Raw genomic sequence first — 22440 nt, 5'->3', positions numbered from 1 at the left:
CAAACATTATGTACTGTTTATTCGGTTGCTATACGGGTTAAGTATTGTTAGAATACAAAACGTTACCCAGAAAGACGGGAAGCGAAGCAACGATTACCGGATTTCGTGGCTGGGCGCACAAGTGTATGGGCTTGTGGATGCTGAAAGCCGTTCGAAGTGCACAACACATCAGAAGGGGTGAAAACATGACCATACTTGAAGTAAAGAATGTAAGTAAACTGTTTGGCCCCCAAACCGAGCAAGGTCTACAATTACTGGAGCAAGGTTGGGGTAAAGAAAAGTTGGCCAAAGAAAAACAGATAACGGTTGGTGTCAACCGGGTCAACATGGAAATTCAGGAAGGTGAAATTTTCGTCATCATGGGACTGTCCGGAAGTGGTAAGTCTACACTTGTTCGAATGTTCAATCGTCTGATTGAACCGACATCGGGAGAGATTCTTGTCCATGGTAAAGATCTACGTAAGATGAACAAAGAACAATTGCGCGAAGTGCGTCGGAAAACGATCAGCATGGTATTCCAGAAGTTTGCGTTATTCCCGCACCGTACCGTTCTTGATAATGTGGAGTATGGACTCGAAGTTCAAAAGGTTGATAAAGATGAACGTCGGGAAAAAGCAAAAACGTCGCTTGAACTGGTTGGCCTTAAAGGCTGGGAAGACAAAATGCCAGATGAGCTGAGTGGCGGGATGCAGCAACGTGTAGGTTTGGCCCGTGCGCTGGCGAATGACCCGGAAGTACTGCTAATGGATGAGGCATTCAGTGCACTTGATCCATTGATTCGTCGTGATATGCAGGATGAGCTGATTGAGCTTCAGGATAAAATGAAAAAAACCATCATTTTCATTACCCATGACTTGGACGAAGCGCTGCGCATCGGCGATCGTATTGCCCTCATGAAAGACGGCGCAGTCGTGCAGATCGGTACTCCGGAAGAAATCATGATTCAACCGGCCAACTCATATGTGGCCCGCTTCGTCGAAGACGTGGACTTGTCCAAGGTCCTCACCGCATCTCATGTTATGCGACGTCCGGAAACGATTACGCTTGACCGTGGTCCTCGTGTTGCCCTCGAATTAATGCGCGAACGTGGTATTTCCAACCTGTTTGTCATTGACCGTTCGAAAAAGCTGCTTGGTGTTATTACAGCAGAAGATGCAACCCGCGCGATGCGCGAAAACAAAGTGTTGAACGACATTCTGATCACGGATGGGCCGACGGTGTCGCCTGAAACCCTGATTCATGAGTTGTTCGAAATTGTAAGTTCAGCCCATGTGCCGCTCGCTGTTGTTGGCGAAACTGGCCGTCTGCAAGGTGTTATCGTCCGCGGTGCCCTGCTTGGAGCACTAAGCGGTGAAGTTGCAGTAAAGGAGGAACTTGCGAATGATTCCCAAAATACCACTAGCATCGTGGATTGAAGCGATTGTTGACTGGATGAGCTCCTCGCTCTCCGGATTATTTAAAGTCATTTCTGTTGTTATTCAGGAGGTTGTCGGATTTTTCTCCGGGCTGTTCATGCTCCCTCATCCGCTCCTCTTTATTGTAATCCTTGGTGTATTGGCATATCTTGTTGGCCGAATACCACTGACCCTGTTTACGGTTATCGGTTTCTTGCTTGTAGATAACCTCGGATATTGGTCCCAATCGATGGATACTTTGGGCCTCGTTATTACGTCAGGATTAATCTCCATTCTGCTTGGTGTTCCCATCGGTATCTGGCTCGCATACAGCAAAACTGCAGCCCGGATTATTACACCATTGCTTGACTTTATGCAGACCATGCCTGCATTTGTCTACTTGCTGCCAGCAGTAACCTTCTTCAGCCTTGGTGTGGTTCCCGGTGTTATCGCGTCCGTTATATTCGCGATTCCACCAACGATTCGCCTGACTCACCTCGGAATTAAGCAGGTATCTGGCGAACTGGTCGAAGCAGCGGATGCTTTTGGTTCTACGTCCATGCAAAAGTTGTTCAAAGTGCAGCTTCCACTCGCATTGCCTACCGTAATGTCAGGGATTAACCAAACCATCATGCTGTCGCTGTCCATGGTTGTTATTGCTTCCATGATCGGTGCACAGGGTATTGGTGCGGAAGTCTATCGTGCGGTAACACAGCTGCAGATTGGTAAAGGTTTTGAAGCAGGTCTAGCTGTCGTGGTCCTTGCGATCGTACTTGACCGTTTCACTCAAAATCTGTTTATGCCAGGCCGCAAGAAAAGCTCACGCTTCTCAGCGAAACAAAAAGCCTGGATTACTGCTGCAGCAACATTCGTTGTGCTCGTAGCTGGTTTCTCACAATACTTTGTTGGCGGCAACAGTACTTCTGCCGGCGGTAACAACACTCCAGCGAATGCTGTAGGTGAAGAAGTTAATTATCAGATCATTGGTATTGATCCGGGTGCAGGCATTATGAAGTCCGCTGCCAAAGCCATCGAAGATTATCATCTGACGGACTGGACCCTGATTGAAGGATCTGGTGCAGCGATGACTGCCACGCTGGACAAAGCCATTAAAGCGGAACAACCGATCATTATTACAGGCTGGACTCCACACTGGATGTTCAACAAATATGATCTAAAATATCTGGATGATCCCGAAAAATCTTTCGGTGATGCAGAAGAAATTCACACCATCGCACGTAAAGGCTTAAAAGAGGATCACCCGGTTGCTTATGAATTCCTGTCCCGTTTCCAATGGACATCAGATGAAATGGGCGAAATGATGAGTGCCATCCAGAATGGTACATCACCAGAGGAAGCCGCAAAAGACTACGCTGAGAAACATGCAGACCAGATTGACGAATGGACCAAAGGTCTGACGCCAGTTAACGGTGATGCATTTAAACTTAGCTATGTAGCCTGGGATTCTGAGATTGCAAGTACCAACCTGTTGAAATATGTCATGGAAAGCAAACTTGGCTATAAAGTGAACGCCCTGCAAGTTGAAGCTGGACCTATGTGGACAGGTGTCGCTTCAGGCGACGTAGATGCCTCTCCAGCAGCTTGGCTGCCATTAACTCATGCTGACTACTGGGAACGTTACAAAGACCAGGTGGATGATCTGGGAGCCAATATGACGGGTGTACGCACAGGGCTCGTTGTTCCTGCCTACATGACAGACGTTAATTCGATAGCAGATCTGGAAACAGGTGCATCTTCCTCTACTCCATCGGCGAATGCCAATGTGGGAAATGAAGTGAATCATCAAATTATCGGTATCGATCCAGGTGCCGGAATTATGAAATCCACAGCCAGTGCCATTGAGAAATACGGTTTGTCTGACTGGAAACTGGTTGAAGGTTCAGGAGCCGCAATGACAGCTACACTGGATAAAGCCGTTAAGAATAAGGAACCGGTTATCGTTACCGGTTGGACACCGCATTGGATGTTCAACGCATATGACCTGAAATACCTGGACGATCCGGAAGGCGTCTACGGCGAAGCAGAACAAATTCATACCATTGCCCGTAAAGGGTTGAAGGAAGACAAACCTGTCGCTTATGAATTCCTGGATCGCTTCTCATGGACACCTGAGGATATGGGTGAAATCATGGTCGCCATTCAAAACGGAGAAGATCCCCAAAAAGCCGCAGCAGCTTTTGCCGAGAAACATAGCGACAAAGTGGCTGAATGGACCAAAGGTCTGACCCCGGTGAATGGAGATTCCATTAAACTGAGTTACGTAGCCTGGGACTCCGAGATTGCAAGTACCAACTTGCTGGAGTACATCCTGAAAGAGAAACTGGGTTACAAAGTAACCTCCCTTCAAGTGGAAATCGGTCCAATGTGGACCGGCATTGCCAATGGTGATGTAGATGCAACTCCAGCGGCATGGTTGCCGCTCACCTCTGCCGATTATTACAACAAGTACAAGGATCAGATCGATGATCTCGGTCCAAATATGGACGGTGCCAAAACAGGTCTGGTTGTACCAACCTATATGGACATCAATTCCATTGAAGATTTAAAAGATAATTAAACCAGATTGAGATGGATAAACCTGAATTTGGCAAAAAGACCACCGAAATTTTTTCGGTGGTCTTTTTAGTGTAACTTTTACTTGGGAGTGTCTCCAAACCTAATGAAAGCCTGAATGTACCTGAAGTTCCGTTAAAGTGGATTTTCTCCCTTTCAATGAAAAGGTCCGCTCCGGATCGAATCCAGGGTCAGCTTCTCACTGGCGGTTGGAGCAGAGCAAGTGCAAGCGCTAACGAATCGGAGACGTCTTATTCAAGGATATGACGCGATTCCAGAAATCTAAAGCGCCTGAGACACGCTATATCAGAATAAAACAGTTGTTCGCAGTGTTTTTGTAAGGAATTTCAGTGAATAACGTGTCTGATGTTCCTTACTTTGTAAAAAGAAGAGCTGAAGGCAAAATAAGGCGTTCTGAGTTCTTTAGAAAATTGTCTCGAAAATCTCAAGCATAAAGCTAAACGTACTAATCGTTATCTTCTACATTTAAGGCTGTGAAACTGAATTATGTACTCACAATCTGCAAATTTCTTTTCTTTTTCCCGCTCATCCAATCAGCAGCAATAATACGCCAATCGTAATCAGCACAATACCAAAAAGCCCATACACCACTCTTGCACCCTGACGTCCAATCGTTTTCACAAAGAGACCTGCTCTGAAACTCTTCATAAACCAATCCCAATTGTTGATTCCACCCAACAAACTGAAAATCCCTGCGGCAATAGCCAATAGTGCGATTAAAATCGGTTGATCTTGCATGTCAACCCTCCTTCAATATAATCCTGTCTACTATACCTTCCTCTGGTAAAAATGAAAAGTCATTAATTAGTAAAAAACAGCTTGCAGATGTAGGTCTGCAAGCTGTTTTCCTTAGAGTAAAAGAGTTTAGCGTTTTAGGTTAAACTGGTTTTGGCTTCCTTTTCATAGGAAGATTGACTCGTCTTATTACTTCGCCTGAAACTCACTCGCTGACATCAACAGCGTTACAACTTCAGCACGAGTTGCTTCAGAGAGCGGGTTAAACAAGTTCTTGCCTGTGCCTTTCACCAGCCCTGCATCATATGCAGCCGCGATATAAGGCACGGCCCATGCAGGTATTTTATTTGCATCTGCAAAGGTTAATGTGGCATTCGATTCAACTGCAAGTCCGAGTGCTCTTACGAGCATAACCGTCATCTCTACACGGGATACTTTGCCAGATGCACGGAACGTCTCATCCGTATAGCCACTAATGATCCCTTGTTCTACAGCTTGAGCAATAAAGGATTGTGCCCATGCTGGAATTTTGGAGGCATCCTTAAACGTCAACGCCTTGCTGCTGGCCGGAAGTTCAAATGCTCTTGCCAGCATTACAATGAACTCGGCTCGAGTCGCCGGTGCATTTGGACGGAAGTTATCGTCCTGATATCCATTTACAATTCCCCGGGAAATGGCCTGCTCAATGGCAGCTGCCGCCCAGTGATTGCCGATATCTTTCAAAATCACACCCGGATTGGTTGGTATAGTACCGCCACCATTCCCATTACCAGGGACGGAAGGAGTTGTAGGCGTGTTCGGCGGGGTTGGATCCGTTGGTGTTACAGGTGTGGTTGGTGTCGTTGTACCTCCACCACTATTACCACTGCCCGGATTACTTCCATTATTTCCACCGCCATTACCAGGGTTGCCTCCATTCCCATCACCCGGAAGTGGAGCTCCCTTCAGATCGGTACTACGTCCTTCCGTTGTCTGATTTACCGTACCTACCCGGTCCAGATGTTCATGGAAGACTTCATAATCGACCAGATTCAGTTCATAGTACCGGTTGTCATTCTTCGCCGCTCTCATGGAACGATAAAAGTCTCCACCGTTAGCCATAAACGAGTTCGTCGCTACGATGTAGTATCCGTTTGGATCGATATCCGTGTACGTACCATTGGCATTCTTAATCTGTACTTTGAGTACGCGTTGACCGACTTGGGTCACCGTATTAGATATAGCATCAACTTTCTCTCCCGGCTTCGTGGAATCGTAGTAGAAACGCATGCCTGAAACTTGCGGGAAGCGCCCTTCTCCTGTTTCTACGCCGCTCACACCATTTTCCAGCGCAGCCGTAATTTCCTTACCTGTCATTTTCAGCGCAGACAGGTTGTTGCCGTATGGCATTACGGCCAGCAGGTCGCCCAGGGTAATATCTCCCTGCTTGAACGATTCCCGAATGCCTCCACCATTTTGGATGGCGACATATCCTTTGACATCGTTTTCCTTAACAATGGATTTCACTTTCTCCAGCATGCCGTCTGTCACGAAGTTTCCTAGATTCGTTTCTTTTTTACGAACACTGTTACGTTCTCCGTCCAGGAATACATTCGTTTTACCGATAACTGTTTTTCTGAACTCTTCCAGAGGTTTCGCATAGGTTGCCAGCTTCGCTTTTGCAGTCGGATCATCTGTGTAAACATACTTACCGGTGGCATCCTTCGCATCCAGGTTCAGCAATTTGCCGTTCCATGTTTTCAGTACGCCTGCTTCGTTGAACGTGACATCCAGTTGACCCAGGGAAACGTCATATTCTCCTGTCTGTACGACCAGCGTAGGATCGGTGTGTGTATCTACAACCACCGGTTTGTTCAGAATGGTGTGTGAATGACCACCTACTACGATGTCGATGCCTTCTACCGCTTCTGCCAGTTTCAGGTCTTCCGAGTAACCCAGATGCGTCAGCGCGATAATTTTGTTGATACCTTCATCTTGCAGCATGTTCACTGTCGCCTGAGCACTTGCTTTGTAATCCTTAAACTTCAGATCATCTCCCGGTGATGACAGGGATACGGTATCCGGTGTCGTCAAGCCAAAGATTCCGACTTTCTCGCCGTTTACTTCCGTGATAATAGCCGGATAGATTTGGGAATTCTCGCCTGGATTTCCGATAGTACTGTTGTACAAGCTACCCAAACTCGCATCCTTGGTATAGTCAATATTGGCACTCACAAATGGGAATTCTGCTTGTTCAATAAATTTCTTGAGTACGCTTGGGCCTTTATCAAACTCATGGTTTCCAAAGGTCATGGCATCGTATCCGATCATGTTCATGAACTCCAGATCGGCCAGACCGTTAAAGAGGTTAAAGTACAATGTACCCGAGAATACGTCCCCTGCATCCAGCACCAGGGTGTTATCATTACGCGTTTCCTTAATCGCTGTTACGCGGCGCGGGATGTTATCCAAATGCGAGTGCGTATCATTGGTGTGCAATACACGGAGGTTGAAGTCTCCCTCTTCTGCCGCGCTTCCAATGCTCACCTGCGCGAGCAGCGGATCATGGTCACTGACCCGACCATGGGAATCTTCGAAGTCAGCATTCACATGAACTGCTTCGATCGCCGCAGTTTTGGACAGATTTTTGCTCACCAGAATGTGATCCAGTGTCTGAGAGTTTCCGTCATAGATGTAGGAATAACGCTTATTCTCTGGCAGCTTGTTTACCAGATTGTCCAGTTCATTACCTTCAACAATATTCAATGTTTTGGAGAACTGGAAGTCATTGAAGTCGCCAAGAACAGCGACATTCACCTTAGGGTCTTTGTCGATCAATTCGGATACAAATTCATTGACAATAGTCGCTTGCTGCGCACGCTGCACTTCGCTGCTGCGGATTACAGGCTGAACATTTCCAAATGGGGCTAAATCACCACCCTTGGAATTGAAATGGTTAGCGATAACAATCACACGTTCACCATTAAATTCAAACTCTGCCGCAAGTGGTTTTCTTGATGTTTTAAAAGCAACATTATCCGATTGAATTCGCCCTGGATTCAGAGACAGATTTCCACTTGCATCAAGGGACAATGCAGTTTTTGCATCACCCTTGGTACCTGCTTTTAAGGATACCCGATCCGGATTGTACAGGAACCCTACACGAATGTTGCCTCCGGTTGCTCCCCCATCCATATTATTTAGCGGTGCAATATCGGTATACTGATAGCTTGGTCCATTATTGCTTTTAATTGCATCCAGAAGTGTTTTGAAGCTTTCACTCGCGTCTGTGTTTCCGCTATCTGTTGCGCCGTCGTTATCCTGAACTTCCATAATCCCGATGATATCAGGACTTTTCAGATTGTTCACAATAATTTTGCCGATTTTATTACCACGTGTCGCATCTTTTTTGCTGAAGTTCTCCACGTTAAACGTAGCAATGGTCAACTTGTCGTGGTTCGGTTCAATCGACGTCGTAGCCTGTTGCAAACCATTGGATACAATGGCAGGAAGGCTGTCTTCCAAATTTACTTTATAATTACTACCCGAATAAGAAAGCACTCCATTAATCGGACCTGTAAATTTATCACCCGTGGTCACAGCTTGAGAAGGTTTTTTATTAATGAACAAGCGTTGAGGATTTAGAGAACTTTCAAACTCTCCTGCTCCGTCTCCACGTAAGATTAACCCTCCTGCCGGAGTCTTCAATGGTTTATTAGGTTCATTGTCTACTGTCACTGCTAATCCAGGACTGCTGGAGTAAGGTCCAAGAATGGTTGCATCATTTAACTGAACACGCATGCCTTCAAGACTTTCATAGAAATCAATGGCATCCACATCGGGGTTGAATTCGCTCAATCCATCCGAATCAATGACATTCGGTATTACGCGGCCACCTTTTCCAATGATTACGGGTTGTGGCAATTCAACATTGGGTTGTTCCAACGTAATCTCAGAAGCTACAATTTCAGTGGTTGGCAGGTCTGTTGCACTTGCTGCATACTCTTTCACCTTGCCGGCAACCTTTACCTGGTCCTTGACCTTCATTCCATGATCTTTCTTATAGATTAAAATCCCTCAGAAGTTGCTGGATCTCCATCTTCCTGACCAGGAATGGATTGCATATAGAATGAATCTGCGTTAACTAGAGATGTAACAATCCCATCTACATTCTGTACATTCAATCCATCATAAATGGAATAATGGCCTGCCCCCTGAATTTCGTGAATACGTACACCATCCACTCGATCCACCGCAGTATACTCAAAAGAAAAAATGGTGCTTACTCTGCTATCCGCAGTGGCAACAGCTTTAATGATTTGATCTTGATTAATCGTAATAGGCTGTGTGTATTCCGTTGAATTCACAGTTGGTTCGGAACCGTCCAGTGTATAGAAAATTTGGGCACCAACATATGAAGAAGTCAACGTAACTTCCGTTCCTTTTACAATGCCACCGGAAGGTGTGCTCGCTGTTACGGAGAGCAGATCTTCCAGAATATCCGACGCCGTTCGAGGAATCAACTCCAGACCGTAAGTGGAATGGTAAGTCAAGACTCCTGTCACTTTATGATACGATTTGCCAACAGAGAGAGCAGATGGGCTGTTTTTGGCATAAATCAGCATTTCCCCGCCATGATCATCTGTCGCCGTATACGTGGAAGAGCTGCTTTTTGTCACCTGAATGTTGTTTACTTCGACAAGCATCCCTTCATACTGCCCTCCAGAACCCTTAGTCCCCCCCGCACCTGGAGCAAAATGGGATGAGTTGAGCGATACAGGTGAAGGTAGATCCTGTGACTTTTCAAAAGTCCGAATATAGCCACCCTGAAATCCGGATTTGCTTGCTTCAACTTGGACTAGGCCGTTGTAGATCGTAATTGGACCGTAGGCTTCTATTCGGTCTCCAACTTCCACACCAGAAGCATTGCCGCGCACAACGATCCCGGCATCGTTATCCTGAATATACAGATTGAATACACTTCCGGATAATTCGCTGTAAGTTACAATGCCTTGAACGGTAACGATCGTATTTTCAGTCGCTTTTCTTGCATCAGAGATGGAAATAGGGCTGTTGTCGACGATGGTGTAGTCAAATCTGGTAACATCGCTATTGTCGATCCCCTCTTTGACTGCGTAGGTTTCAATATGAGTTGCATCATTTACCGTGATGGGCACGGTGTAGGGAAGATAATCAGTGTCCGTATTCTGCTTGTAGTATACCGTTGCCCCGACTGTGGTTGTTTCCAAGGCCACCTTGGTCCCGGTTGGAACAGCGCCGGAAGCAGGATTGGCTGTGACGTTTGCCACTTTAGTTACAGGAGTCTCATCGATTAGTTGGAAGGTTGTTGAAGTGGAGTCAATGTATTTGAGGCCAGGAAGAGAAAGATAGGAAGATAACGTTCCATTGGTTATCCTGACTTTTTTGCCAAAAAGCTCGGGATTTTTATTTAATCCAAATATGTCCCGCACTGAGGGATCACTGGGAATTTGAACAGACATAATCTTGCTTAAATCCGTTTCCCCTGGAGTATCGGCAAGTCCAAAATTACTACCTCCGCTAAACGGAGCTTCGGTTTGAAGTTGGTTTTTAGAATTATTGTTAAAATACCCGATAACGTATCCTTCTACTGTCCCCGGTAATCCATCATTGCTGCGAGCTATCGCCTGAGCAACCGTTAACGGCTCGTCCGCCGCGGATGCCTTACTGCTGAACAATCCAGCCGGAATAGCACCCGTGATGAGCAGCACCATGGCCAGGAACAACCTGAGCCACCTCTTCATTTGCAGAACATGCATCTTTTACCTACCTCCATGTTTAAATTTATAATCATTTGTTCATGAAGCTTGTACATTAGTTCAAATATAAGATAACTGAACTTCTACTACGTGTAAACAATATTCTTTTAAAATGATATAAAACAGAACACAAACATCACAAAATTGATAATGAAAATTAAAAACAAGTAAAAAAGTACTACTTTACAGCTTTTATATGTCAGATTCATTGCTTACATAGTGGAATTTTGTGTATTTTAGCCTACGTTGAGTAACTTAAACTAACACGAAAGAGATAAGAATCTCTGCATTCGACATATATTGCTAGATATCCCTATAGCCCATGCGCCTTAAAGCGATTTGATTCAAGATCTTTTCACAGCAAAACGATGCGACAGTCAGGGTTGACCATCGCATTCGTCTCACTCATTTTGACATCCTAAGTTAAGCCATACATTTCAATTTTGCTAACCCCAGCGTGGAGTTTGTCCTACTGAAAGCAATAAGTTACTTCTTCACCGTGCTGTTATATTGCCCAATCTTGTCTGTAATTTGCTTCGCTGCTGCATCCAATACGTCTTGCGGTGTACCTTGTCCATTCAGAACGGTCTCGATCGCTCCTTCGACAATTTGACGGGCTTCGGGGAATACACCCATTACTGCCCCGGATGTTGCTGTCGAATTAGCGGAAGCGTGCAATTGGTCGACTGCTGTCTGGAATTGCGGGTACTTCGCCATATTATCCTTTAATACTTGCTCATCGTAGGCTGCTGTCGTAATAGGGAAGTATCCTGTCGCAACACTCCAGTTGGCTTGTACCTCAGGTGTAGCCAGGTACTTGATGAATTCCCAAGCGGCTTGCTGTTGAGCTTCGGATTTGTTATTCATGATATACAAGCTTGCGCCACCAACAACAACGCCGCCTTCTTTGGCATCTGCCGGACGTGGCAGGAAGCCTGTTCCCAGCTCAAATTTCCCACCAGCACCCTCCACAATTTTGCGCAATCCAGCGGTGGAATCCAGCGTCATACCGATTTGCTGTGCGGTAAACGCAGCGGTCGTATCGTCCGTGCTACGTCCCAGATTGGATACGGTTTTCTCGTCCATCATCTTTTTCCACCATGTCAAAGTCTTCACGCCAGCTTCGGAGTTCAGCATGGATTCGGTCGCTGCACCATTTCTTCCGTTACCATTGTTTACATAATCTGCATTCTGGTTCGCGAAGAACTGTTCCATAAACCAGCCATAGATGGCCATGGATGCGCCTGGTTTGCCGTCTTTCGCCAGTGCTTTGGCTGCTTGCTCAAACTCTTCATATGTCTTAGGCGGGTTCTCCGGGTCCAAACCAGCAGCTTTGAACATATCTTTGTTGTAATACAGAATTGGGTTCGATGTGTTGAACGGCATCGCGTTCAATTTGCCATCGATGGTGTAATAACGGATGATATTCGGCTCCAGTTGGGACAGGTCGAACTTGTCTTTATCGATAAATTGCTGTACCGGCGTAATCATGCCCGAATCGATCATGAACTTGCTGCCGATCTCGTACACCTGGATAATATCCGGACCACTGTCCGAACCCATGGAAGCTTTGAGTTTGTTCAGGCTCTCATCATATTTCCCTTGATAGATTGCCTTCACCTGAATGTCCGGGTGACTTGCGTTGAAATCGGAAGCGAGTTGATTAATGGCTTTCTCCCCTGCACCCGACATCGAATGCCACCATGTCAGTTGTACCGGTTCAGCAGCTGCAGCATCTGCCTGCGCTCCACCCGTTGTGCTTGTTGTTTCGGTTTTTCCGCCACAAGCGGACAAAACCAGCATAAGTGCAGCCAACATCAATGCAAATGTTCCTCTTTTTTTCAAACGAAACCCGATCATAATCGCTCTCCTTTTTTTGAGGCTCACGTCACAATAAGTCCTTTAACTTCTGCAAGGTGGCCGTTACGGTTACGAATCGTTCTTTTGATCGCTGTTATCACCGGATTTTTTTCATCTCCCTCAAAGGGGAAAATCCGGTGATAAAGGCGAACGCTTCGCTTCTACAGAATCGATTTCGTCCCCTCCACTACTTTTGCAGGCTTCAAAGAACATATTTCAAGAGTGAGGCCTTGTTTATTCGCTCCTGGGTATCCAAACCACAAATCCGTTAAATCCATAAAACTTTTAACTGAATCAACCCTTCAGGGCGCCTGCGGCCATACCGCGGACAAGCTGTTTCAAGCCAAAGACCAGAAGCAGCAGCGACGGTAAAATAACAAGCGCTGTGCCGGCAAACACCAGATTCCATGCTGTGGATTCCTGGAACTCCAGCATCGAGATCCCGATCTGTACCGTCCTCATCTCCGGCGTATTTGTGACGAGCAGCGGCCACAGATAGGAGTTGTACATGCTAAGGAACGAGTATATTGCCAATGTTCCAAGTGCCGGACGGGACAATGGCAGGACATGGGACACAAAATACCGAATGTGCCCACAGCCATCCATCTTCGCCGCTTCAAACAGTTCCTTGGGCAGCTGCATGAAGAATTGTCTCAGCAGGAATGTACCAAACGCTGTTGCCAGGAACGGAATCGTCAGCCCCTGATACGTATCGAGCCATCCCCAACTGCGTACTGTCAGATAGTTCGGAATCATGGTAACTTCCCAAGGAATCATCATCGTCGCCACAAACATGCTAAAGATGACGTTCTTGCCCTTAAACTCCATTTTCGCGAATGCATAGGCCGCCATACTCGCTGTAACAAGCTGACCAAGCATCGTCAGTCCTGCCACCAGAAACGTATTGCCGATAAACGTACCAATCGGAACGATATCGAATACTTCCGTGAAATTGGACAGGTCTATCGATTGCGGGATGATATGTGGCGGATACGCACTGGCATCCTCTGGCGTCATGACCGCCATGAAAAAGGTGTACAGCACCGGATACAGTACAAGTGCCGCACAGATTGTAAGCAATACATACAGCAATGTTTTGGTCCATGGTGTCCTCATTGGTAATGCACTTTCCTTTCCATCCATTTGAACTGAATCAGGGTCAGCAGCATAATGACCGCGAACAGGATAAGCGCCTGCGCACTCCCCGTCCCAAAGCGGAAATTAACAAAGGCTTCCTGATAGATGGAATATACGAATACATTGGTACTGTCCATCGGGCCACCCCGGGTTAGAATATTGATCTGACCAAACGATTGGAACGCACCAATGATCGATACAACAGTGACGAAAAACAGGGTTGGCGACAACAGTGGCATCGAGATTTTGCGAAAAGTAAGCAAAGGACCTGCGCCATCAATCTTCGCGCTCTCATAAATTTCATCCGGGATGCCCTGTAATCCGCTGGATAGAATAATGTAATTGAATCCGAGATTCATCCAAATCGTCATAATGGAGATCGATATTAACGCCCAATCCGGGCTGGTCAGCCAGGGAATTGGATCGATTCCAACTTTGCCTAATACATAATTCAGCATGCCCAAGGTTGGATGGAACAGGAACTTCCAGATGACCGCCGATGAACCGACAGACAATACCACGGGCAGAGAGAATACAAACTGGAATATACGCATTCCCTTGAAACGGTTGTGTGTTAATGCCGCTAGAATCAGAGCTGCCAGCATGCCAGTTGGCACGGTAAACAGAACAAATAGCAACGTCACTTTCATGCCTTGCAGGAACAGTCCGGACTGGAATACCGCCTTGAAATTGTCCAGTCCCACATAAGCTGCAATCTGTCCGGTAGGGTCAGTGGAATGCAGACTCAGGTACACCGACTTGAACATCGGATAAAACAGAAACACTGCAAATAAAAGCAGCGATGGTGCCAGGAAACCATAGGCCAGCATATTCTCCCGTATCCGCTGCACACGCAGCGAAGCTGTCCGGCGCTGACTCGTATTAGATACGCGCCGTCTGGCAGCAGGCAAGCCGATCCGGTTGTCAAGCTCACTCATCGGATTTTCTTCCCCCTTGATCTACGCATTCGGTGTGTGAACTTCATCACCCACATTACCTAGTGTAAAAGCCAACTGTCACAGCAGCATCGGTTCTGAATCAACGGAGCGTTAATCGTGGACAAGCGACTTTACCAAACAAGAGACGTTAAATAGACTTCAAAACAAGATCAGCAAACAGCAAAAAAACCGCAAGAACTCCCCTGATTTGGGAATGCTCGTGCGGCTTAATGTGTTAAGAGAAGATGAACACCGATTCGATATCAACTCCATAAATTTAACAGAAAACTGGATATTTAACATTAACGCAAAATGTTCAGTTGAAATTTTATAAGAAAATGGTTGGCATGTAAGCACATTACATACTCTTCTCATGCCCATTGCCTATTGTAATAGAAGAATCCTTTTATCGATTGAGATGGTACGGCACAGTGGTAACAATCACGTCTTTGTAATTGATCAGATAAGCACGGATCATGAAGCTGGTCTGATTATGCAGTACATTTTGCCACCAATGCTTGGTGATGAACTGCGGAATTAGTATCGTGATATGGTCTGTCTCGGCCGTCTTCCATTCCACGGTATCAATGAACTTCTTGAGCGGTCCCATAATGCTGCGGTATCTCGATTTAATGACAACCAGGCGAACGCCAGGGTTCCATTCTTCCCACTTCTGTTCCATCTTGCGAATGGCTTCATCATCGAACCCGATATACAAGGCAACCACATGATCTGACATCGTCTGGGCGTAAGAGATTGTATTCATGACCACCCTTGTAATGCCAGCCACCGGAATGACGATCGTATTGCCCTTTCTCACCGGTTTCTCCAGCTTGATATCAATCCGCAATTCATCCGCGATGTTGCAGTAATGACGGTGAATGCGCATGAACACGTAAACGACGAGTGGCAGGAAAATAAAGATAACCCAGGTTTGCGTGAACTTGGTGAATATAAAAATCAATGTAATCGACAGCGTGGTCAGCATGCCAATTGTATTGACGAGCAGCTTCACACCCCAGCCGGTTGGTTTGACTTTGATCCAGCGAATCATCATACCCAGCTGTGACAGGGTGAATGGAATGAACACACCCACGGCGTAGAGCGGAATCAGACTTTCCGTATTTCCTTTGAATCCGACTACCAGCAAGGCAGACATCACACTGAGAAAAATAATACCGTTCGAGAAGCCAAGGCGGTCTCCTCTAACCATAAACATATGCGGCATATATTTATCCTTTGCCATCATGAAGGACAGCAGCGGGAACGCAGAATACGCCGTATTCGCCGCCAGGAACAAAATCAAGGCCGTCACACCCTGAATAATAAAATACATCGCACCCCTGCCAAACGTAGCCTCGGCAATCTGGGAAATAACTGTAGCTTTCGGATCAGGCTTAACCCCGTAACCATAAGCAAGCAACGTGATCCCGATAAACATGGCTCCCAGAATACAACCCATAAGCATCAAGGTTCCCGCTGCATTTTTCTCGGCAGGCTGCTTGAAGTTCGGAATAGCGTTACTCACCGCCTCAACTCCGGTCAAGGCCGAACACCCCGAGCTGAATGCCTTCAGCAGCAGAAACAGACTCACATGTGACATACTCGTTCCGAATTCAGGGGCGGCAGCTTCCATGCCACCAGCGAGAAATTTGATACCCCCGGATATAATCAGAATCGCAATCGAAAAGATAAACAGATATATGGGGATCGCCAGTACGGAAGCAGATTCCGTCACCCCCCGCAAATTCATAATCGTCAGAAATACAATCATGATCAGTGCAATGACTATGCTGTAATCATGAAGCACCGGAAAGGCAGATGTAATCGCATCGGTCCCTGCGGACGAACTTACCGCAACAGTCAAAACATAATCGACTAGGAGTGATCCCCCGGCAATCAGGCTCGGAGCCGTGCCGAGATTATCCTTGGCTACGATATACGCGCCGCCCCCTGTGGGATAAGCAAATATCGTCTGGCGGTAGGAAAAAATTAAAATGACGAGTAATCCCAACACGGCGATGGAGATGGGAACAGAGTACCACAAGGCGGCGAATCCGGCCGCAACGAGCACCAGTAAAATCTGCTCCGTACCGTAGGCAACGGACGATAGTGCATCGGAGGACAGGATGGCGAGTGCCTTCCATTTCCCCAATTTTTCTGCATCCAATTCAGCCGATTTCATAGGCTTGCCTATTAAGATTCTCTTCATTTTGCCAAGCATGATCATAACTTCCTTCCGTCTTTCATCTGTGAAGCATTGTTATTATGCAAAATCGCTGAGCCATTGACAATACGTCATTTCACCCGAATTTCGTCAGCGTGTGATAATGCATCCTACGATTCAATAATCGATAACAAAGCCGCGCTTTATTAGCTTTTTGAACTTTTTTGAACCAAAATGGCGTTTGTTCCCGAAAAAAAAGGAAATGGCCTTCGGTTTAATAAACCAAAGACCATTCATATTAGACTGTGTTGGAGCTCTTTCTTTTATACGATCTCATTACGTCAAACCTACATACTCAAAATGCCAGGACGTGGAGTCACACCAAAAGCCTGGGCCAATGTAGCTAACTGATGATCCGTAATTCTCTGTCTGATCTCATGACCTGCAACCAGCATATACACCTGGGCCGCCTTCTCAATCGTCTCTATAAGGCCAAAAGCTTCATCAATCGTTGTACCCGTTCCAAAAATCCCGTGCTGCGGCCAGATGACCGCGTGGTATTCCTTCATTTTCTTAGCCGTTTCCCGTCCGATTTCATTCGATCCAGGCACCATCCACGGAATAATACCAACACCGTCAGGAAATACAACAACGCATTCCGTACACATCTGCCACAGCGTCTTTGTAAATTTCATCTCATCCAACTCATGGATAAATGTCATCGCCAGAACGTTGGTCGCATGGTTGTGCATCACAACCCGGTGATTGGGGTCGACTTTCAGACGTTCAATATGACTCATAAAATGCGTAGGCCATTCACTCGTCGGGTTCGCTCCCGACTTTAGCCCCCACAGCACTTCCAGCTCCTGTCCATCATTCGATACACGCAGCACCCCCAGATTGCTCTCTGGATCAGCCAATACATTTTTGAAATATTTGCCCGAAGCTGTCACGATAAAATATTTACCTGCCAGCTCATGCATCGAAAATGCAGGTTTGATCTTGCGAATAACATGGTTGATATCAATATATTGGGCGACTTCCTCTTCCTCCAGCAGATAGCTGACATTGCCACCGTTTCGTTCATCCCAGCCGTTCTTCCACATATGTTGAGTAATTTCCGCCATCTCACGAACAAATGGGATATGGAATCCCGCCGTCTGCGTTGTTTCATTGGTAAGGGTCACGTTCATCATCATTCTCTCCTCATGATAAAAAATAGACTTCCCGTCACGTACATAGTAAGTTCCTTTTTTCACATTCATTATACCTTTGTTTATCTTTGTAAGTCAACATTCCACAGATAAATACCCCCTATTTATTTTTGTTTACGTTTGTTTTATGTACAATTATAAAATTAAGCAAAAAAAATACCTCACCGGCGTCCGGCGAGGTCAGTCACACATCTATCTAACACGAGAAGGGGTTTACAAGAATTATCTTACCTCTGCTACCTTAATAGAAGCTGAAAATGAAATAAAAAAACGATGAAAACCCATTTACCAAAAAATTACGGTCAACACCGCTACACATCCATTTAAGCTATATATTTAAAGACCTTGAGTTACCCTGAATGTGCAACGTATTTATTCCTTTTTCAGCAAATAGGATGGGTGCATCAGCCCTGTCGGTTCATAACGCTCATCGCGTACATATTGGAATCCCAGCTTGGATAGCATGTGACGTGACACTTCTTTATCTGGATGATGCCCAGCAAACAACGCTTTAACCTTCAGTTCTCCAAATGCATAGTCAATTACCGCCCGTGCTGCCTCCATGGCATAGCCCTTACCCCAGTAATCCCTGGTAAGATGAAATCCCAGTTCATATATCTCTTCTTCCGGAGAATAGGGGCGCAAACCGCAGCAACCAACAAATACTTCCGAATCTTTCTCAAAGAGGGGCCAATATTGCACTCCCACCTCTTCTTGCCTTTTTATTTCCTGCGTCAACCGCGCTTCCACTTCATCCTCACTCAGAAACCCCTTGCTGCTGATCCACTTCGTTACCTCAGGATCTCCCCATAGAGCTGACGCCAGAGCACGGTCTTCTTCATTCCATGTCGAGAATACAAGTCGCTCGGTTTCAATAAACGTTATTCTGTTCATGTCCAATAACCTCCTGTTTCACAACATCAGTCTTCTATACCACTTCTACAATGAATTACTCGAATAGCCGCATTAGTAAACAAAAATATAATTTCACACGTTATATCATTCAAGATTAATAACTATAATTTCTGAGCCAGTTTCTCAAACTGATTAATATGAGGCTTAATCTCTTTTTCTACACTTTTGATAAAAGAACTAAATTGCTTCTGACTGAATTCATCTCCAACACCGACATCTTTGTATACTTTTCCTTTTTGATATGTAAATGAAAAGAAATAACCGACCTTCAATCCATCTAATATATTCCCGGCATCTCCCAGAATTTTAAGACTCATATTAGAATCCTTGTAAACAAAAGAATAAGGAGGGTCTGCCACAGTAATATGTCGAACCTCATACCCTGTAATCCACTGATCTTTCGTAAATGTTCCAGTTTGAATTCTTGCTTCCTGCATTTCATCGGTCAGCGAAGTTTCTTTAATAAGCAACTCACCCTTCCCTTCTTTTTTATCATTCTTCCAGAACCCATCATATTTAAGCTCAGTAATGCTGTCCTCTCCACGTGTAACTACTTTATAAGTACCTTGTCCCGAACGTTTGCCTGATACCCAGTTCCCCTTATAAGTCTTGCTCTTACCCCAGGTCATCGTTCCATAGCCATGAGGCTTGCCATTCTTGGTTTCACCATAATAAGTTACTCCATTCCCAAACTCCAAGGACCTCATTGAAGAGGCTGCATCTAAAATGTGTAAAGGCATGAACAACGATAAACACAAGGTGAATCCCAAAACGTACAACAACATCTTTTTCAAAATTTACAATCTCCCTTTCGTTTTGATATAAGAATATCAATCATTCCTATAACAACAACTTCATTTTATAAAGACCCTAGTATAATATCACTTCCACCCCAGATACATCCATTAAAAAAAGAAAAACCTCTGCCGACAACATGTCCGACAGAGGTTCACAAAGCACGCTACATTCATTAGAAATCAGATGTTGCGATTTGAATTGTGCCTGTTGAAGCACCTGACGGAGTAGTCAACAAAGCAGCTACGAGCAGCAAATCAACAGACAGCGTAAGGCTGTTGCCTGCAGGGATCAAATACGTGATCACTGGAGCGTTAACACGAGTCACAACCAGGTCTACCGGGAAAGGACCAAAATTGTTCACTGTGATGCTGGCATTCGTGCCTCCAGCAAGGTTTTCATAATATGATTTACCCACACTAGCCTCTAAGGCATAAAATTGTTGCGGTAAAAGGATGGCCATGGAAATCACCTCCTTTTGCTTTGATACGGTATTCTATGTTTGGAATCTATTAATGTAACGGTAAAATGACCGTGTGATAACGTCCATTTTGATAGAGATGCTAGAATATTAGACATAAAAAAAAGCCCGGCCAGATCATCCGGCGGAGCCAATAATAACCATATTCATACTTTAAGGTTCTAAGCGTACAGCATGAAAAAGTTCAACTCATGCCCCTGCTGTTTGAGGTAATTATACAACTGTGAACGGTGATGGAACACATGCGTTAGCGTTTCAATCTGCCATTGAGCCTGCAAATGACCATGCTCCATATAGAAAGCTTTGGTTGAACGATTCAACAGATCTTCTTCGCTGAGTGATACAATATAAGCCTTGTAAGCTTCCAAATTGCCCCAAAGTGTTGCCTCCAACTTTTCAATATCCTCGATCCCTGACAGGCTATTCTCTACCACACCAACCTCAGCTTCGCTCTTCTCCTGCATAATGGCGAGGTCCGATGCCGTGATCTGAATAAAATGATGAACCAGTTCCACCAGTGAACGCATATTGTCCTGCGGGCGGTAAGCCCAATCCTCTGGACGGATCAGACGAATCAGGCTCGCCCCCGTACGTACTCCCGTCTCCAATTCATTGAGCAGATGATCCCGCATTTGCAAAGTTCCATTCATATATGATATCTCCTTTACTATTATTCTCACGATTTCAGTATAACGGAAGAGGCAACCGAGTTATTGTACAAATCGGACAACCTTTTGTCGATGTTCTTTGGCAGCGGTCAGCGGAGTTTCTCCATAAAACTTGCGGAATTGACGAATCAAGTGAGCTTGGTCAAAGAAACCATGATTCAGGGCCAGTGCTGCCCCATCCAGCGTATGCCCCTGATGAATACTGCCCAGGACACGGTGAAAACGAACCACCTCACTGAATCGCTTCGGACTGATTCCGACCCATTCTGCGAACTTCCGATGCAGCTGGCGTTCGCTGACAACTTCTCGCATGGCCAGCTCGCTGACGCTCATACGTCCTCCATCGATAAAGATGCGATGCAGCGCGTTTTTCATCAGATCATTCTCATATGTACTGGTTTGCACGGATAGTGGACTCAGATAGGCATTCATTACCCGCACCCGTTCTTCAAAGGTTCTTGTTCCAGCCATCCGCTCCTGAAGCTCATTCAACCTGACTGGCCAACATTCCTCAAGCGGAATTCGCATGTCCGTAAATCCTTCCAATGGCAGACCATGAAACACGTACGCCCCTCCCGGAAAAAAACGTACGCCAAATGTGTAATCAGCAGAAGGACTTACATCGGATGCCTCGGGCACAGAGAACGGATGCGAATAATTGCCACAGTACGCATAGGAATGAACCGAACGGACCGCGTCGTATGTAATCAGCATATCCGTGCAGCCATCAGGCAATACCCGAGCGGGCACTGAGATCGTTTCCTGATCTCGCTCTCCCTCATGCGGAATAAAACCTGATTCCCAATAACAGGCTACATGAGCCATCAGGGAAACAGAAGGTATTCGCTCAAAATAATAGGTATTTCTATCTGTCCCATTCATCTGAATGGGTCTGAACAGCGGATGCAGGCTGGGGTCCACGAACCATCCCTCCGTTACTAGCATTTATGTATATATCTATCATACCATTAACCGATGAAATGAAGAAAAAAAGTGCCCCGCCGGACGATCCGACGGAGCTAGTCACACATCTATTTAACACGAGAAGGGGTTTACAAGACTTATCTTACCCCAGCTACCTTAACGGAATCTGAAATGAAGATGAAAAGAACATCAATTTTTATGGGTAACGTCGGAGATATTTATTACTCCCATGAAGGATTAAGCGCTCTAGCCATGGCCCGCATATAATCCTGACTAGTCCGCTTCATTTTACTGTAAACTTGACCCTTGTCCCATCGGCATACTGCTCCAACTGATTGCCCACCCAGGAGCCAGCTCCCCTGTTATCACTTGGACTTATGTATCTAATATCAGCGCCCGCGCCACCTTCTTCACACATCGCCATCGGCCACTCATCCCGGTCATAACCCGCCTTGGTCGGATAGCCTTTCAGCGACTCTCTGCGATTGGCATCCGCCCCATCCCGATCAATGGTACAAACTGCCGAATGTCCTGCTGCAATGGCATCACGAATATGTGCTCCTGTCTCCGGGTAACGATCCATCGGGAAGGTCAACGTGTACGTGGTAGCAGCACCCTGGACTGTTGAAGAGGGCTGTACATATACACTCCCAGATAAAGCCATAACAAGAATAAGGACAAGCGTACACCACTTCTTAACCATCCAAACACCTCCAAATAATGTTAAATACCCTCTCAGTTTACAGACGCATTGTGAGAGAGTATCGCACCATTTGTAAAATAAATGGAAGAAATGATGTTACATGTTGACCTATTGACAAGCGATTTGCCTTGTTGGAA

General features: G+C 45.8%; 16 protein-coding genes. 2 read left to right on the top strand and 14 right to left on the bottom strand.

Features of this window, described 5'->3' with window-relative positions; translation table 11 throughout:
* Nucleotides 1-185: 185 nt before the first annotated feature.
* A complete protein-coding gene (locus tag MKY42_RS07095) occupies nt 186-1415 on the top strand; it encodes a glycine betaine/L-proline ABC transporter ATP-binding protein (RefSeq protein ID WP_090894345.1) in 1230 nt (409 codons plus the stop codon).
* The gene (locus MKY42_RS07090) at nt 1381-3972 is read left to right on the top strand and encodes a glycine betaine ABC transporter substrate-binding protein (protein ID WP_090894342.1); all 2592 of its coding nucleotides are present in this window, start codon (nt 1381-1383) and stop codon (nt 3970-3972) included. Before MKY42_RS07095 ends, MKY42_RS07090 begins: the two co-directional genes overlap by 35 nt.
* Nucleotides 3973-4514: 542 nt before the next feature.
* Here MKY42_RS07090 and MKY42_RS07085 read toward each other — a convergent pair.
* From MKY42_RS07085 to MKY42_RS07020, 14 genes are all read right to left on the bottom strand, one after another.
* The gene (locus tag MKY42_RS07085; protein ID WP_090894339.1) at nt 4515-4727 is read right to left on the bottom strand and encodes an immunity 17 family protein; all 213 of its coding nucleotides are present in this window, start codon (nt 4725-4727) and stop codon (nt 4515-4517) included.
* 186 nt (nt 4728-4913) lie between these two features.
* Nucleotides 4914-8750: a 5'-nucleotidase C-terminal domain-containing protein gene (locus tag MKY42_RS07080; RefSeq protein WP_339850008.1), complete on the bottom strand. Its 3837-nt coding sequence runs from the start codon at nt 8748-8750 to the stop codon at nt 4914-4916.
* A 20-nt stretch (nt 8751-8770) separates the two neighbouring features.
* Entirely contained in the window at nt 8771-10501 is a 1731-nt protein-coding gene (locus MKY42_RS07075) for a DUF6359 domain-containing protein (RefSeq protein WP_339850006.1), read from the bottom strand.
* Nucleotides 10502-10987: 486 nt separating this feature from the next.
* Complete coding sequence (locus MKY42_RS07070) at nt 10988-12361, bottom strand: ABC transporter substrate-binding protein (protein ID WP_090894336.1); 1374 nt, start codon at nt 12359-12361, stop codon at nt 10988-10990.
* Between the two features lie 294 nt (nt 12362-12655).
* Nucleotides 12656-13477, bottom strand: coding sequence for a carbohydrate ABC transporter permease (locus MKY42_RS07065; protein WP_090894334.1), 822 nt, complete (start codon nt 13475-13477; stop codon nt 12656-12658).
* Nucleotides 13474-14436 carry a sugar ABC transporter permease gene (locus MKY42_RS07060; protein ID WP_339850003.1) on the bottom strand — a complete coding sequence of 321 codons (963 nt, stop codon included), beginning with the start codon at nt 14434-14436 and terminating at the stop codon, nt 13474-13476. The genes MKY42_RS07065 and MKY42_RS07060 overlap by 4 nt, the downstream gene beginning before the upstream one ends.
* A gap of 406 nt (nt 14437-14842) precedes the next feature.
* Nucleotides 14843-16660, bottom strand: coding sequence for an APC family permease (locus MKY42_RS07055; RefSeq protein WP_179265541.1), 1818 nt, complete (start codon nt 16658-16660; stop codon nt 14843-14845).
* Between the two features lie 290 nt (nt 16661-16950).
* On the bottom strand, nt 16951-17796 hold the full coding sequence (gene rhaD, locus MKY42_RS07050; protein ID WP_339852773.1) for a rhamnulose-1-phosphate aldolase: 846 nt from the start codon (nt 17794-17796) through the stop codon (nt 16951-16953).
* Nucleotides 17797-18189: 393 nt separating this feature from the next.
* Nucleotides 18190-18711: a GNAT family N-acetyltransferase gene (locus MKY42_RS07045; RefSeq protein ID WP_339849999.1), complete on the bottom strand. Its 522-nt coding sequence runs from the start codon at nt 18709-18711 to the stop codon at nt 18190-18192.
* Between the two features lie 122 nt (nt 18712-18833).
* Nucleotides 18834-19517, bottom strand: a complete 684-nt coding sequence (locus MKY42_RS07040) for a hypothetical protein (protein WP_339852771.1) — start codon at nt 19515-19517, stop codon at nt 18834-18836.
* 185 nt (nt 19518-19702) lie between these two features.
* Complete coding sequence (locus tag MKY42_RS07035; RefSeq protein ID WP_090894322.1) at nt 19703-19990, bottom strand: hypothetical protein; 288 nt, start codon at nt 19988-19990, stop codon at nt 19703-19705.
* 179 nt (nt 19991-20169) lie between these two features.
* Complete coding sequence (locus MKY42_RS07030) at nt 20170-20658, bottom strand: DinB family protein (protein ID WP_113051837.1); 489 nt, start codon at nt 20656-20658, stop codon at nt 20170-20172.
* Between the two features lie 60 nt (nt 20659-20718).
* On the bottom strand, nt 20719-21621 hold the full coding sequence (locus MKY42_RS07025; RefSeq protein WP_339849991.1) for a helix-turn-helix domain-containing protein: 903 nt from the start codon (nt 21619-21621) through the stop codon (nt 20719-20721).
* A gap of 262 nt (nt 21622-21883) precedes the next feature.
* The gene (locus MKY42_RS07020) at nt 21884-22264 is read right to left on the bottom strand and encodes a NucA/NucB deoxyribonuclease domain-containing protein (protein WP_244192680.1); all 381 of its coding nucleotides are present in this window, start codon (nt 22262-22264) and stop codon (nt 21884-21886) included.
* Nucleotides 22265-22440 lie beyond the last annotated feature (176 nt).

This window comes from Paenibacillus sp. FSL W7-1088, assembly GCF_037969855.1.
Taxonomy (GTDB): Bacteria; Bacillota; Bacilli; order Paenibacillales; family Paenibacillaceae; genus Paenibacillus.
This window is presented reverse-complemented; position numbering and strand designations above follow the sequence as displayed.

Coding starts and splice junctions, on each gene's coding strand:
- MKY42_RS07095 (WP_090894345.1), top strand. CDS start 186: ATGACCATACTTGAAGTAAAGAATGTAAGTAAACTGTTTGGCCCCCAA.
- MKY42_RS07090 (WP_090894342.1), top strand. CDS start 1,381: ATGATTCCCAAAATACCACTAGCATCGTGGATTGAAGCGATTGTTGAC.
- MKY42_RS07085 (WP_090894339.1), bottom strand. CDS start 4,727: ATGCAAGATCAACCGATTTTAATCGCACTATTGGCTATTGCCGCAGGG.
- MKY42_RS07080 (WP_339850008.1), bottom strand. CDS start 8,750: ATGAAGGTCAAGGACCAGGTAAAGGTTGCCGGCAAGGTGAAAGAGTAT.
- MKY42_RS07075 (WP_339850006.1), bottom strand. CDS start 10,501: ATGCATGTTCTGCAAATGAAGAGGTGGCTCAGGTTGTTCCTGGCCATG.
- MKY42_RS07070 (WP_090894336.1), bottom strand. CDS start 12,361: ATGATCGGGTTTCGTTTGAAAAAAAGAGGAACATTTGCATTGATGTTG.
- MKY42_RS07065 (WP_090894334.1), bottom strand. CDS start 13,477: ATGAGGACACCATGGACCAAAACATTGCTGTATGTATTGCTTACAATC.
- MKY42_RS07060 (WP_339850003.1), bottom strand. CDS start 14,436: ATGAGTGAGCTTGACAACCGGATCGGCTTGCCTGCTGCCAGACGGCGC.
- MKY42_RS07055 (WP_179265541.1), bottom strand. CDS start 16,660: ATGCTTGGCAAAATGAAGAGAATCTTAATAGGCAAGCCTATGAAATCG.
- rhaD (WP_339852773.1), bottom strand. CDS start 17,796: ATGAACGTGACCCTTACCAATGAAACAACGCAGACGGCGGGATTCCAT.
- MKY42_RS07045 (WP_339849999.1), bottom strand. CDS start 18,711: ATGAACAGAATAACGTTTATTGAAACCGAGCGACTTGTATTCTCGACA.
- MKY42_RS07040 (WP_339852771.1), bottom strand. CDS start 19,517: ATGTTGTTGTACGTTTTGGGATTCACCTTGTGTTTATCGTTGTTCATG.
- MKY42_RS07035 (WP_090894322.1), bottom strand. CDS start 19,990: ATGGCCATCCTTTTACCGCAACAATTTTATGCCTTAGAGGCTAGTGTG.
- MKY42_RS07030 (WP_113051837.1), bottom strand. CDS start 20,658: ATGAATGGAACTTTGCAAATGCGGGATCATCTGCTCAATGAATTGGAG.
- MKY42_RS07025 (WP_339849991.1), bottom strand. CDS start 21,621: ATGCTAGTAACGGAGGGATGGTTCGTGGACCCCAGCCTGCATCCGCTG.
- MKY42_RS07020 (WP_244192680.1), bottom strand. CDS start 22,264: ATGGCTTTATCTGGGAGTGTATATGTACAGCCCTCTTCAACAGTCCAG.